Genomic DNA, 13,728 nt, shown 5'->3' with positions numbered 1-13,728 from the left:
CTTTATATCGGCTTTTTTCCCTATCGGCGAAAGGGGATAAGAGTTCCCGTTCGATGGCGAGAGAAAAGAATTTTTAGTCCAGTGAAATCTTGGAGTTTTCGGCGGCTTCCAACAGTTGCTGGTACTGCTGGGGAGTCATGCTGGGGGCGACGAATTGCAGAGGATTGAGCGCACGTCCCCGCGCATCCCGTACTTCGTAGTGAAGATGGGGGCCTGTTGAGCGTCCGGAGTTGCCACTATGAGCGATAAGATCGCCGCGTTTGACTTTCTGCCCGCGCCGCACCAGGATTTTGGACAGGTGGCCGTAGAGTGTGCGGTAACCTGTGGCGGGATGCTCCAGAATGATGTAAAGGCCATAGCCTGCGCTGCGGCCGGTTTTATACACAATGCCATCGCCGGGCGCGTAGACCGGCGATCCATAGGGAAGCAGGATATCAATGCCTTCATGCATTTTGCGCACGCGCAGGATGGGATGCAGGCGCATGCCGAAGCCCGATACGATGACTCCGTCGGCTGGTAGCAAAGCCGGCATCTGGCGGCGCCAGCTCTCTCGGGCTTCTACGAGCTTCACAAGCTCCCGGTAGCTAGCATTCTGCAACGCAATTTTGCGTTCCAGGGCATCAAGTTTCTGCGAGGTCTCTCGCAGAAGGGTAGCGGTTGGTTTGCTGAAGCGGTCAAATTCAGCGTAGGTGTCGGTGCCTCCTACGCCTACCTGCCATATATCCTCTGAGATAGGTTCCGCTTCCAGCAGGGTTCGGTAAAGCGATTGGTCGTGGGCGGCCAGCTCGTTCAGGCGGACGGCAAACTGGTCTAACTTCTGACTCAGGCGACTCAACTGCGCCCGTAGCGCCTCGTTTTCAGCTTCCAGCGCCAGTTCCCGTGGGGTGGCAAGGCGACCCGTAGCGTACCAGAAAAGCAGCGCCCCTGCTCCAAGCAAAAAGACGGCAACGCTCGCAAACAGCAACAAACGCCGCAGTGGATGCGGGCGTACCTCTACAAAGGAGCATGTGGTGTGATCGAAATAGTAGTACCGGTTCTTCGGCATGATACCACCCCTTCCATGCACTCAAATTTCACACGTAGCTTCCTTCTTTAAAAAATCGTGCCTTGCAGCAAAATCTTCAATGCATGCACAAATAAAAATGGTGGGGCCCCTCATCTTGATTAAAAACGCATCAGAAAATACATGGAGACTCAGACTGTGTCAACAGAAAGAAATTGGACTACATGGTAATTCTGGTTTCTTTTTTACGCGCCAACGGCTTATTCGTAATCCTGCTCAAAATATTCGGTGCCTCTTAAGGGAACGGAAGAAGCTTTCTGGCGGATACGCTCGCTCAGGCGCTGCGCAAACACTTCGGCCGGATCGTACCCGTAGTGGCGCAGCAGGTGGTTCATGGCAATGACTTCGCAGAGCACCGTGATGTTTTTGCCGGGCGTGATGGGGACTTTTACCATGGGAAGTTCTACGTCGAGCAGCCGATAGGTCTCTTCAACCATGCCCAGGCGCGTGTACTCTTCCTCCGGGTCCCACAGTTCCATTTTGACCACGACTTCGATGCGTTTCTGGAAGCGAATAGCGCGCACGCCAAACATAGCGCGCACGTCAATCAGCCCTAAGCCGCGCACCTCCATGAAGTGCTGCACCAGGTCGGTCCCGGTGCCCATCAGGACGGTTTCTTCCTTACGCGTGACAATCACCACATCGTCGGCTACCAGGCGATGGCCGCGCTCGACCAGGTCGAGGGCGACTTCGCTTTTGCCAATGCCCGGTTTGCCGATCAAAAGCAGCCCGATCCCGTAGACGTCCACCAGCGAGCCGTGGACGGTCATCTGAGGGGCAAACTGATCGTTTAGAAAGTCGCGCAGCAGGGCCATGAATCGTGTCGAAGGCACCGGCGTGCGGTAGACGGGCACGCCCGCTTCGGTAGCCATCTGGACCAGCTCGGGCTCCAGTTCATTATTGTCGGTCAGAAAGATGCACGGAATGGGAAACTGCAGCAGGTTCTGAAAAGCCTGCCGGCGTTGCGCTGGCGGCAGGTGGCGCAGGTAGCGATTTTCCGTGTTGCCCAGAATCTGGACGCGCTGGTACGTAAATAGCTCGGTGTAGCCGGCCAGAACAAGGCCTGGACGGTTCAGTTCACTTTCAACAACCAGGCGCAGGGTGTCGTCGACCTGGTTAACGCGCTCCACAGGAAGGCCAACCGTCCTCTGGAGCTGCTCGACCATAAAGGCAACTGTGATCGACTCTTTGCGATAAATCCGGTTCGGTTGATAGGGCATGGCTGGGCGTGGCGGTTGCGTTCAGGGTACGGGAATATGGGCGAGCAGCCGCTCTACCAGCATGTCGCTGGTAACCGCTTCGGCTTCGGCTTCATAGCTGAGCACCAGGCGGTGGCGGAGCACGTCGGGGGCTACCGCGCGCACATCGTCGGGCGTTACATAGGGCCGGTGTTCCAGAAACGCGTGGGCCCGTGCGGCGAGGTTCAGGTAAATGGTAGCTCGAGGCGAGGCGCCAAACTCCAGATACGGACGCATGTCATCCAGACCATACGTCTCGGGCATGCGGGTAGCTACAACCAGGTCCACGATGTACTGCTCGATGCGCTCGTCCACATACAGTTCGTTAAGCGCCTGGCGCGCTCGCAGTATATCGGCACCGGTAGCGACGGTGCGCACGGCCGGAAGATTATCCGTGCGGGCCATGCGCCGCATGATGGCTAATTCTTCGTCGCGGGAAGGATAGCCCACGTGGAGCTTAAGCATGAAGCGGTCAAGTTGGGCTTCAGGCAGCGGGTACGTGCCCTCTTGCTCTATGGGATTCTGCGTGGCCAGCACCAGGAACGGTTCAGGTAGCCGAAACGTGGTGTCGCCCAGGGTTACCTGTCGCTCCTGCATGCATTCGAGCAGGGCGCTTTGCACCTTGGCCGGTGCTCGGTTAATTTCATCGGCCAGAATCAAATTCGCGAAAATCGGGCCCTTCCGGATGGAGAAAGTGCCTTCTTTCTGATTGAAGTAAAGCGTGCCCAGCAGATCGGCCGGCAGTAGATCGGGAGTAAACTGGATGCGCTGGAACTGAACGCCCAAAGCGCGGGCCAGGGTGCTAACAGTCAGCGTTTTTGCCAGTCCCGGCACCCCCTCCAACAGGACATGTCCACCACAGAGCAAGCCGATCAGCAGGCGATCGATGAGATAGCGCTGGCCCACAATGACGCGGCCTACCTCCGTGCGCAGCGCATCTAGGAAAGCACTGTCTGCTTCAATGCGGGCATTTACACGCGCCAGATCGAACGAAGGCATGCGTTGAAAGGGTTTTCCTGAGCTTCAGCCCTATCGAAGTCGTGGCAAACGTGCGGGTTCCCGTCAGAGCAGCAGTGCTTCTGGAGCGCGACCGAACTGGGCCTCAAAGGTTTTCTTGAGACGTTCCAGGTAGACAGGTAGCTGAAACGGGCGGCCCGCTACCAGTACAGCGTTCCCGTAGCCGTTCATGCTGGCCCCGAAGATACCCTCCAGACTCATGGTTTCGGCCACTTCAACGATCAGGTCGGCTTCGGCGCAGGAGGCCAGCCAGTCGTGTCGCAGCGCCGCATGTGACATAAGCAGCAGCGAACCGAGTTTTTGCCAGTCTTGCTGCCGGATCGCTACCACCAGGTGGTGCACGCGGTGGTTTTCGGAGACCAGGTAGCGCAGCACTGGATGTAGCCGGCGAGGCAACAGGGCCTGAGCGCGCGGCAGATCATTGTAGGCAAGCTCGCGCAGAGACGTCAGTTCGCGAAATCCACGGCGTTGTAGAATTTCAACAATTTGCTGGGCCAGGGCGCGTTGCCGGCGGTGATGCTCGGGAGGAGGCAGCAGGGTGCATCCCGCATTGATTAACAGCCAGCGTAGTACTTCGGGGGCCGGCCCTTCCAGTTCAAGATGTTCGAGCGTGGCGGTGTCAATGAGCACAAACGTTCGAGGCCGGGCCACCGAAGCCGCCAACAGGTAGGCAACGCTGAACGGGAAGCCGGTGCAGCGTTCGATAACTTCTGCCAGCGCTCGGAGTTTGGCGGACGTTATCTCCGAGGAAGCATTCGGCGATTCCAGTGCCTGCGCCAGCGCGACGGCCAGCGTGGTTAGCTGCACTTCCCGCGCAAACGCAGGCACAGAGCTAAACACAGCTACCTCTACAGCCTGCTCGGGACGAAAATGGCGCAGTACGGAAAACGTTAGCGACACCTCTAAAGGCCAGTCCGGGGGCACCGGCGCTCCGGACGGCAACGTCCAGGGCGTTTCGTCGGAAGGCAGCAGCAGGCGACTGGTGGCATCCGGAGAGGGACGGACGGCCACGGCGGTGCCGTGCGCAATCGCCAGTAGCAGCGCAAAGCCATCGAAATAATGCGTGTGAGCGGCCAGTAAGCCGGGCGTTCCATGAACGAATTGGACCCGCACTGTTTCGGAATCCTCCGGGCCCAGCCGCTGCAGCAGGGACTGGCATTGCGCGCGATGCACCTCGGGGGAAGGGGGCGCTTCTGCTTCTAAACGCGTAAGCACTTCCCGATAGGTGCGAAGCAGCGGGCTGTTAGTGCCATGTGAAGGTGGAAAATCCATAGGTGCGTAGCAGGGTGTCGTTGTCGGGCGGTTTAAGCGCGCCTCTGGCCTTTCTATTCGGATACGTTTGGGGCTGTCTGACGGTTCAGGCGTGTCGCTACCTTCAGCTCAGGCGATCTCCGGGACGGAGCGGATAGCCGCGCAGAAACGCATCGGCTGGCAGCACGCGACGTCCCTCCTGTTGCAGCTCTAAAATTTCTACAGCGCCTTCACCGCAGGCCACTACAAGCCGATTGTCCGCCTCAAGCACAGTGCCCGGAGCGCCTTCGCCCGTTGCCAGGCGCGTGCGGTAGAGTTTGAGCAGGCGATTGCCGTGCATGGTCCAGGCTCCCGGATGGGGAGATAGACCTCGAATGTGGTTGTGCACTGCAAAGGCCGGGCGATGCCAGGGAACGCGGGCTTCCTCGCGCGTCAGCTTGGGCGCAAGGGTTGCCTGGCGGTCATCCTGCGGCCGGGGATGGGCTTCGCCTCGTTCGATAAGACGAACGGTCTCCACTACGGCGTCAGCACCCAGGTGCATGAGCCGGTCATGCAGCTCACCGGCCGTTTCTTCGGGACCAATCGGCGTGCGTTTTTGCAGGATAATTTCACCGGTATCGACTTCAGGACGCAAGAAAAAAGTGGTGACACCTGTTTCCGTTTCGCCGGCCATGATCGCCCGATGGATCGGCGCGGCTCCACGGTAGCGGGGCAGCAGCGAAGCATGCAAATTGAAAGCGCCCAGGCGAGCTTGGGTGTACACTTCAGGTGGTAGGATCTTAAAGGCCACCACTACAATGATGTCGGGGTGCAGCGCTGCAATAGCTTCTGCAAAGGCCGGATCCCGAACGGACGCTGGTTGCAGGATAGGCGCCAGCCCCAGCCGCTCCGCAGCTTTTTTGACCGGAGTCGGTTGCACGCGCTGGCCGCGTCCACGAGGACGGTCGGGGCCGGTTACCACCGCCACCGGGCGATAACCGGCCGCGACCAGCCGTTCCAGGGACGGGACGGCAAATTCGGGAGTGCCCATAAACACAATGCGCAGCGGCGTGGAGACCGCCTGCTTTTGCGCGTCATTCTTCATAGCGTCGGAAGACTACCGTTGCATTATGACCACCAAAGCCGAAACCATTGGAGAGCGCGACGCGCACTTCCCGCTGGCGCGGTTTATGTAACGTGTAGTCCAGATCGCAGGCGGGATCAAGTTCTTCGACATTGATGGTAGGGGGGATGGTCTGGTGCCAGATGGCCAGTACGGTTGCGATTGCTTCAACGGCTCCGGCGGCTCCCAGCAGGTGACCGGTCATGCTCTTGGTTGCCGAGCAACTTAGCCGGTAGGCGTGCTCTCCAAAAAGGCTCTTAATGGCCTCTGATTCAATGGGATCGCCTACGGGTGTGGAAGTAGCGTGCATGTTGATATAATCCACTTCTTCTGGCGCAATGCCAGCATCCTGCAACGCATGCAACATCGACTGCCGGGCCCCCCGGCCGGTTGGCTCTGGTGCGGCAAAATGGTAGGCATCGTCTGACATGCCAAACCCGATTAGCTCGGCATAAATGCGAGCGCCTCGCGCCTGAGCATGTTCGAGCGTCTCCAGCACCAGGGCGCCGGCCCCTTCGCCTACCACAAAACCATCTCGGTTTTTGTCAAAGGGACGACTGGCCGTTTGGGGATCCTCGTTGCGAGTCGATAGCGCCCGCATCGCGTTGAATCCACCGATGCCCAGCGGTGTGATGGGAGCTTCGCTGCCGCCGCAGAGCACCACGTCTGCATGGCCGTGTCGCAAGAGCATGGTAGCATCAATCAGGGCATGATTACCGGTAGCGCAGGCCGATACCACCGAATAGTTTGGGCCGCGCAGGTCGTGCTCAATGGCAATCAGCCCGGCGGCCATGTTTGAAATCATCATCGGAACGAAAAATGGAGACAGGCGCTGCGGACCTTCGTGCAGGTAGCGGGCAGTCTGGTCTTCAAAAAGGCGCAGGCCACCAATGCCGGAGCCAAAGACCACGCCAAAGCGCTCGCGGGCTTCGTCTGACAGCGTACTGGTGTCGATGCCTGCGTCATGGAGGGCCTGCCGGGCGGCCGCCAGCGCATACTGCGCGTAAGGGTCGAGGCGGCGGGCCAGCTTGCGGTCCATGTAATTGAGCGGATCAAATCCTTTCAGCTCGCAGGCAAAGCGCGTGTCGAAGCGCGAAGCGTCGAAGCGAGTAATCGGAGCCGCACCGCTTTCGCCACGCATCATGCCTTCCCAGAATTCCTGCGGCGACAGTCCGATGGGCGTAACAGCGCCCAGGCCGGTAACAACTACCCGTCGGGGAGCAACCATATGGGTCGGCTTCATAGCAATAACCAGGGTTTTCGGTTGGAAAAAGATGGACAGTTGTACGCCAGAAACAGGACAAAAGCCCTGCATTGCTGCCTAAAAAACAAAAAAGTCGCATAAAAGTCAGCGGTTGCGTGAGGCTGCACTTTGGGCGCGCGCGTGTTATCTTTTGCAAAAAACCATCGGCCCCAACCGGAGCGGCTATGCGCGTCGAAAAAGGCAACGTTACCCTTGAGATTGTTCAGGGCGACATTACGAAGCAGCCGGATATGGAGGCCATCGTCAATGCGGCCAACGCCGAGCTTATGCCAGGCGGTGGCGTAGCCGGTGCTATTCATCGGGCGGCCGGACCAGAATTAGCTGAAGCGTGCCGTCCGCTGGCTCCTATTCGTCCCGGCCAGGCGGTCATCACACCAGGGTTTCGATTGCCCAATCGCTATGTGATCCATGTGCTGGGGCCGGTCTATGGACGCGACGTGCCCTCGGATCGCCTGCTGGCCGACGCATATCGGAATGCGCTGAAGGTAGCAGACGCGCATAAAGTGCGATCGGTGGCCTTTCCCGCCATTTCCACCGGTGTATTCGGCTATCCTATGGAGGAGGCAGCGCAGGTTGCGCTAAAGACGGTGCTGGAAGAGGCCTCCCGGCTTCAGCATGTGCGGCACGTGCGCTTTGTACTTTTTGATGAACGTGCCCGCGACATCCACGAAAAGGTGCTGGCTCACCTTGAACCAACGACGTAAATCATGCGACGCATTCCGGCTAAGCTCTATGGATTGATCTGGGGAGTTCTCATGTGGATTCCGCTTTCGCACGCGCCGGCTCAGGTGTTCGGACACGGCGGAGGGGATCGGCTGGTCGGGGCATCCTTTGCTACGCGAAGTCCTGTGCTGGCGCGCCGCGGCATGGCGGCCACCAGTCAGCCGTTGGCCACGCAGGTAGCGTTGGACATCTTGAAGCGGGGCGGTTCGGCGGTCGATGCTGCGATTGCTGCCAATGCCGTGCTGGGACTGATGGAGCCAACTGGATGCGGCATTGGCGGTGATCTATTTGCGATTGTATGGGATCCCGAAACCCGGAAGCTCTATGGCCTGAACGCCAGCGGGCGTTCTCCGCAAGGGCTTTCGTTCGAGACCATGGTAGCCGAAGCCCAGCGTCTGCAACCGCCAGCATCTGGCGAACCGCCCACCATTCCGCTCTGGGGCGTGCTGCCTGTTACGGTACCGGGGGCGGTAGATGGTTGGTTTGCGTTGCACGCCCGTTTTGGGCGCCTGCCTATGCGCGAGGTGCTGGCGCCGGCTATTCGCTACGCGCGCGAGGGGTTTCCGGTCTCGCAGGTGATTGCTTACTACTGGGCGCGCAATCTGGAACGATTCCAGGAAAACCGGCACCTGATCCCTGAATTCGACAACGCCTTGCAGACCTTTTTCCCTGATGGCCGAGCGCCTCGGGAGGGGGAAATCTTTCGCAATCCAGATCTGGCGCGCACCTATGAACTGCTGGCCGAGCAGGGTCGAGATGCGTTCTATCAGGGCCCCATTGCCGAGACCATTGATGCCTATATGCGCCGCATTGGCGGCTACCTGCGCAAAGCGGATCTGGCCGCCCACCGCAGCGAGTGGGTCGAACCCGTTTCGGTAACCTACCGTGGCTATGAGGTTTACGAACTGCCACCGAACGGCCAGGGAATTGCCGTGCTGCAGATGCTCAACATCTTAGAGGGATTTGACCTCAAAGCAATGGGATGGGGCAGTGCCGATTACCTGCATGTCATGGCAGAAGCCAAACGACTCGTCTTCGAAGACCGGGCTCGTTTTTACGCTGATCCGGATTTTTATGATATTCCATTAGAGCGACTCCTTTCTAAGGCATATGCCGCAGAGCGCCGCCGCTTGATCCGCATGGACACGGTGATGGCCACGGTAGGACCGGGGCTGGACGAGCCATTGCCAGACGGCGACACCATTTATCTCACCGTGGCCGATTCCTCGGGCATGATGGTATCGCTCATTCAGAGCAATTATACCGGTATGGGCAGCGGACTGGTGCCTGATGGATCAGGCTTTATGCTACAAAATCGTGGTGCGCTGTTCGCTCTTCTCCCTGACCATCCCAATGCCTATGCGCCTGGTAAGCGGCCTTTTCATACGATCATTCCGGGTTTTGTGATGAAGGACGGTGAGCCTTGGCTGAGTTTTGGGGTGATGGGAGGGGACATGCAGCCGCAAGGGCATGTGCAGGTGCTTACGAATCTGATTGATTTTGGCATGAACGTGCAGGAGGCGGGCGATGCAGCCCGGTGGCGACACATCGGAGGACGCACGCCGCTGGGTACGCGGGAAGGGAGTGGCGTATTGCTGCTGGAAAGTGGTTTTGATCCGGCTGTCGTGCGCGAACTGGAGCGGCGTGGGCATCGCGTTCGCTTTACCCGAGGGGCTTTTGGTGGCTACCAGGCCATTCTGCGCGACTCGTCAGGCGTTTATCACGGAGCTTCGGAGATGCGCAAGGATGGACAGGCCGCAGGCTACTGAGCCCGCGCCGGCCTTTCGGATCGGCCTGATCGGCAGTGGCCGGGCGGTCCACAGCCTACAGACTGCGCTGCGCGCGTTGAAGCCCATGCATGCCGTTGCGCGGCTGTCTGAAAATACCCTGGAGCTACCCGACGAGCGGCTGGCCGCCTGGATGCGAACCCTGGATGTGGTCTTTATCGCGACCCCGCCGGCCGAACGCTTTCGGGTTACCGAAATTGCGCTCCGCGAAGGGGTGCACTGCTTTGTGGCCTGGCCGCCTGCACCAGCCTTGCGCGACCTGGAGCGGTTAAATCGGCTGGCTGAAGAAGCCCGTGTAGAGGTTGGCGTTAGCCGGCCGCTGCGCTTTCATCCCGCCCTGGAGTCTGTCTGGGAGCAAACACCCCCTACGCTCCTGGTCTATCGCCAGCAGGTAGGGGGACAGGGCGTGGTTCCCTGGCATGCTCGGTTGGCCGAGGTGGTCGATCTATGCTGCGCGCTGGCTCACTCCAGCAGCGTGTTGCGCATTGAGGGCGAAGCTGTTCGCGGTGGCCCTACCTGGCTTGAGGCGATAGCTTTTGGTTTACGTTTCCATAGCGGTACGTATGCCCAGGTGCTGATGTGGCGTAATGGGGAAACCTCTACGCCCGAACTGTACCTGGCCCGCACAGGCTGGCACCGTCGGCTTCAGCTTGAAGCTGCCGGTGACGACCTGATTCAGGCAGAAGTCCGGGCTTTTCTGAAAGCCCTTGCTGCTCGGCAACCGGCACCCGTTTCGCTGCTGGAAACCCTTCAGGTGCTTCGGATTGTCGAACGTTTAATGAGCCGCCTGCGTTAAGTATCTCCAACCCGAAATCAGCGTGCGATGACGGTGACGGTTCGGCCCTTACCACTGCATATACAGGAACGGCTGGAGAAACGCCCTTTTGCTTCACTCCTTCGGCGCATTGGCGAGCTAGGACAGCAATGCGACATTCCGGTGTACGCGGTCGGAGGCGTCGTGCGGGATCTGTTCCTGGATCGACCGACCACCGACATTGATTTCGTAACGGTGGGAGCGCGAACGGGTATCCGGTTGGCTCGCCTGGTAGCGCGGGCGCTGGGCGGCCGCACCGTGCACATCTACGAAAACTTCGGTACGGCGGCCATTCGCGTACCTGCGCCAGATCAGAGCGGCGTGATGGTGCTCGAATTCGTGGCAGCTCGTCGCGAAAGCTACCGTAAGGATTCCCGCAAACCCATCGTCGAAGATGGCACGCTGGATGACGATTTGCGCCGCCGCGACTTCACCGTTAACGCAATGGCGATCGACCTGTGGCCTGCGCGCTGGGGCACCCTGATTGATCCCTTTCACGGACGGCGCGATCTGCGACAGCGACTGCTGCGCACGCCTCTCGACCCGCGCCAGACCTTTGAGGACGATCCGCTGCGAATGATTCGGGCTGCGCGATTTGCGGCCCAGCTAGGCTTCCGCGTCGAGCCCGATACGTTTGCTGCCATGCGCGAAAAAGCCCACCGCGTTGAAATCCTCAGCCAGGAACGGATCACCGATGAGCTGCAAAAGATCCTGTGCGCACCGCAGCCGTCCGTCGGCTTCAAAATTCTGGAATCCACCGGCATTCTAGCGCGCATCTTCCCAGAGCTGGTAGCGCTCAAAGGGGTCGAGACCATCGAAGGGTATCGCCACAAGGACAACTTTTACCATACGCTGCAGGTCGTGGACAACGTAGCGCGCATGACGGCCGATCGCCCCTGCGAGGATGACGCCGTCTGGCTACGCTGGGCCGCGCTGCTGCACGACATCGCGAAGCCGGCTACCAAGCGCTTTGTACCGGGAACAGGCTGGACCTTTCACGGCCACGAAGACCTGGGGGCGCGTATGATTCCACGCATCTTTCGCCGGCTCAAGCTGCCCATGGATGAGCGCATGGCCTATGTGCAGAAGCTGGTCCGCCTGCACCATCGCCCCGTTGCGCTGGTGGACGAGCAAGTAACCGACTCGGCTATCCGGCGGTTGCTCTTTGAGGCGGGCAACGAGCTGGAGGATCTAATGCTCCTGGTGCGGGCCGACGTTACGTCCAAAAATCCGAGACGCGTGCGTCGCTACCTGGAGGCTTTCGACCGGCTGGAAGTCCGTATGGCGGAGGTGGAGGAGAAAGACCGCATCCGCAATTTCCAGCCACCTGTTGATGGGGAAGAGATTATGCGGACGTTGGGCATTGGCGAAGGAGTGGCGGTGGGCATCATCAAGGAAGCCATCAAAGAAGCCATTCTGGAAGGACGTATTCCGAACGAGCACGACGCGGCCTTTCAGTATATGATGGCCATTAAAGACGAGGCGATGCGGCGCGCCGCTCTGTTCGACGAAATGGTCGCTGCGCTCAAGGGACCGGAGCGGCGTGCGTTAGGCGCGATTAAGGAAGTTATCTTCAAAGGAGAGTTGCCGGCTGATCGCGAGGAGGCGCTTGCCTACCTGCATCGCGTCAAAGAAGAAGCGCTGGCGCCAGCCAATGAGCCTGCCTGATTTTCGCTCAATTAGGTAAAAAGGCCTGCAGCCGTTCATTGAAGCCTATCAGGTTGAAAGCGCGGAAGTAGTCCATCAGGCGGGCCTTGATGCGCGCGCGCACAAAAGCATCGGCATCGAGCCAGGGAGCGAGCACCTGATACAATTGATGGCGCGCCTGCCGGACAGCCGGGTGCGTCCACACGTAGCGGCTGCCTGTAGCGACCAGCCACCGCTGGCGTTCTGGAGGTAATGCTTCAAAGGGACGTCCTTTCTCTTCAGGGCGCAGCCATTTTTGCCAGCGTCCACTTTCAATGACAGCCTGGCGGATGGTCCGGTCAAAGGTAACGGGCAGCTTGCGGCGGTGCGCTTCGGCCACCAGGGCCTCCAGCGCTTCAAACTCGATAGCAGCCAGGCCAGGCCCCACGTTTGCTCCACCGATACCCGCCTGTGGATATAGATCCAGGCGGTCTACTCCATCGGTGTAGTGCCCCTTGATCAGGGCACCGTAGCGGCGCACCAGGGCATCCAGGCGACGGGCGCGTTCAAAGTCGAAGGTGTGCGTGTCAAGCCGGGTGCCAATGTCACCCACCACAAACACCGGACGGGGTAGCCCTTCCCGATCCAGGACGGTCCAGAGTCGATCCAGAAATTCTGCCATTCGCGCCTCAGCCTGCAGGCCGCCGCCAACCTCCTCCGTGCCTACCTCGTAGGCGACCGGGGGCAGGCGACGCTGTTGGCGATACGTTTCAGCATGTTGTAAAAGCGCTACCGTTCGTTCGACAATACGTGGGATGGGGACGGGTGTGCCGGGCGGCAATTCCAGATCTACCGTCGGGTCCAGATGAAGCAGCCCATAACCTGCGTCGAGGCAGGCCTCAATCGCGCGAAGCACCGCCTGGAGCGTTGCCTCGTACGGAAGACGGTTGCGGACATGCCAATCCTTTTTCCAGGGGCCACCGTGATCCAGACCAAGTACGACAGGGGCGCGAAGGCCCAGGCGGATGCGCTCGTCGGCAACAAAACGAGCCAGCGTGGCCGGGGTCCAGCCGGTATATCCGCCATCCAGGTCGACCTGGTTCAGGGTAGCCGCAAAAAATAGCGGGGCGTTGGCTTCGCGCGCAGCTTCCAGGGCGGCGCGCGTTACGGCTTCGGAATTGGGACATACGGCCAGCAGCGTGTGCCGGTAAGCCAGCGGTCCGCGCAGCAAATCGACCAACCAGCCAACAAATCCGTGCCTGTGGTCTGCTAGCTGCTCGAACGAAGGGGCAAGCAGGACGTGCGCCTGCATCGTAGTCCTTTTCGGAAGGATTCAAGGGAATATACGTGAAAATTAACAAAAAGATCGTTACTCAGGATCGGTACCATAAAAAAGGCGCTCCCTGGAGGAGCGCCTGAGAAAGAAGCGCTTCAGGACGTTTCTTCTGCCTTTGAAGTGGTGGCCGGTCGGATGTCCCACATGAGCATTTGCTCGATAGTGGCGTAGTCCTCCTCGCCGTCGGGTCCGACGAAGGCATAGTCCCCGAGCTCTCGTTGGGAGGCAGGCAGCCGGCGCCAGCGCGTACCTTCCTGGTCGACAAACTCGTCGGGGTAGGGATTTTCCACCCGGTAGGAGGGGTGGTAGGAGCGATAGGTCAGCGCTGCTCGATAGAGCGCGACGCGCCGGGCGCCTGCCTTGGTGCGACTTTCGCCCACCACTTTAAAGGGAGCGATTTCTATGATTGCCCGATAGTAACCGTCCTCCAGTTGCGTGTATTCTGGACGCTTTACCTTAAACTCATCCGGGTGCGGATACGCACTGCGGTCGGTGTCGTACATGGTT

At 59.6% G+C, this 13,728-nt stretch carries 12 protein-coding genes; 4 read left to right on the top strand and 8 right to left on the bottom strand.

Features of this window, described 5'->3' with window-relative positions; translation table 11 throughout:
* Nucleotides 1-73: 73 nt before the first annotated feature.
* The 6 genes from BUA15_RS07225 to fabF all read right to left on the bottom strand — a co-directional run bounded on the left by BUA15_RS07225 (nucleotide 74) and on the right by fabF (nucleotide 6,914).
* Complete coding sequence (locus BUA15_RS07225; RefSeq protein WP_072715319.1) at nucleotides 74-1,045, bottom strand: M23 family metallopeptidase; 972 nt, start codon at nucleotides 1,043-1,045, stop codon at nucleotides 74-76.
* 218 nt (nucleotides 1,046-1,263) lie between these two features.
* Nucleotides 1,264-2,283, bottom strand: a complete 1,020-nt coding sequence (gene hprK / locus BUA15_RS07220; RefSeq protein ID WP_072715318.1) for an HPr(Ser) kinase/phosphatase — start codon at nucleotides 2,281-2,283, stop codon at nucleotides 1,264-1,266.
* A gap of 21 nt (nucleotides 2,284-2,304) precedes the next feature.
* The gene (locus BUA15_RS07215) at nucleotides 2,305-3,300 is read right to left on the bottom strand and encodes an AAA family ATPase (protein WP_072715317.1); all 996 of its coding nucleotides are present in this window, start codon (nucleotides 3,298-3,300) and stop codon (nucleotides 2,305-2,307) included.
* A 63-nt stretch (nucleotides 3,301-3,363) separates the two neighbouring features.
* Entirely contained in the window at nucleotides 3,364-4,590 is a 1,227-nt protein-coding gene (locus BUA15_RS07210) for a galactokinase (RefSeq protein WP_072715316.1), read from the bottom strand.
* Between the two features lie 103 nt (nucleotides 4,591-4,693).
* Nucleotides 4,694-5,653 carry a methionyl-tRNA formyltransferase gene (gene fmt, locus BUA15_RS07205; RefSeq protein ID WP_072715315.1) on the bottom strand — a complete coding sequence of 320 codons (960 nt, stop codon included), beginning with the start codon at nucleotides 5,651-5,653 and terminating at the stop codon, nucleotides 4,694-4,696.
* Entirely contained in the window at nucleotides 5,643-6,914 is a 1,272-nt protein-coding gene (fabF, locus tag BUA15_RS07200; protein ID WP_072715314.1) for a beta-ketoacyl-ACP synthase II, read from the bottom strand. Before fabF ends, fmt begins: the two co-directional genes overlap by 11 nt.
* A 185-nt stretch (nucleotides 6,915-7,099) precedes the next feature.
* On the opposite strand from fabF, the gene BUA15_RS07195 reads away from it, so the two are divergent.
* From BUA15_RS07195 to BUA15_RS07180, 4 genes are read left to right on the top strand one after another with little or no spacing between them, the layout of a single operon-like run.
* Nucleotides 7,100-7,639 carry an O-acetyl-ADP-ribose deacetylase gene (locus BUA15_RS07195; RefSeq protein ID WP_072715313.1) on the top strand — a complete coding sequence of 180 codons (540 nt, stop codon included), beginning with the start codon at nucleotides 7,100-7,102 and terminating at the stop codon, nucleotides 7,637-7,639.
* A gap of 3 nt (nucleotides 7,640-7,642) precedes the next feature.
* Nucleotides 7,643-9,427: a gamma-glutamyltransferase gene (ggt, locus tag BUA15_RS07190; protein WP_072715312.1), complete on the top strand. Its 1,785-nt coding sequence runs from the start codon at nucleotides 7,643-7,645 to the stop codon at nucleotides 9,425-9,427.
* The gene (locus tag BUA15_RS07185; RefSeq protein WP_072715311.1) at nucleotides 9,405-10,241 is read left to right on the top strand and encodes a Gfo/Idh/MocA family oxidoreductase; all 837 of its coding nucleotides are present in this window, start codon (nucleotides 9,405-9,407) and stop codon (nucleotides 10,239-10,241) included. The genes ggt and BUA15_RS07185 overlap by 23 nt, the downstream gene beginning before the upstream one ends.
* Nucleotides 10,242-10,268: 27 nt before the next feature.
* Nucleotides 10,269-11,927 (top strand): CCA tRNA nucleotidyltransferase, encoded by a 1,659-nt coding sequence (locus BUA15_RS07180; protein WP_072715310.1) that lies wholly within the window; start codon nucleotides 10,269-10,271, stop codon nucleotides 11,925-11,927.
* 7 nt (nucleotides 11,928-11,934) lie between these two features.
* On the opposite strand, the gene BUA15_RS07175 is transcribed toward BUA15_RS07180, so the two are convergent.
* Together BUA15_RS07175 and BUA15_RS07170 are read right to left on the bottom strand one after the other, a co-directional pair.
* Nucleotides 11,935-13,197 carry a class II D-tagatose-bisphosphate aldolase non-catalytic subunit gene (locus BUA15_RS07175; RefSeq protein WP_072715309.1) on the bottom strand — a complete coding sequence of 421 codons (1,263 nt, stop codon included), beginning with the start codon at nucleotides 13,195-13,197 and terminating at the stop codon, nucleotides 11,935-11,937.
* A 119-nt stretch (nucleotides 13,198-13,316) separates the two neighbouring features.
* A complete protein-coding gene (locus tag BUA15_RS07170; RefSeq protein ID WP_072715308.1) occupies nucleotides 13,317-13,724 on the bottom strand; it encodes a hypothetical protein in 408 nt (135 codons plus the stop codon).
* Between the last annotated feature and the right edge of the window lie 4 nt (nucleotides 13,725-13,728).

This window comes from Rhodothermus profundi, assembly GCF_900142415.1.
Lineage (GTDB): Bacteria > Bacteroidota > Rhodothermia > Rhodothermales > Rhodothermaceae > Rhodothermus > Rhodothermus profundi.
The sequence above is the reverse complement of the archived record's forward strand: the minus strand, read 5'-3'. Positions and strand labels throughout refer to the sequence as shown.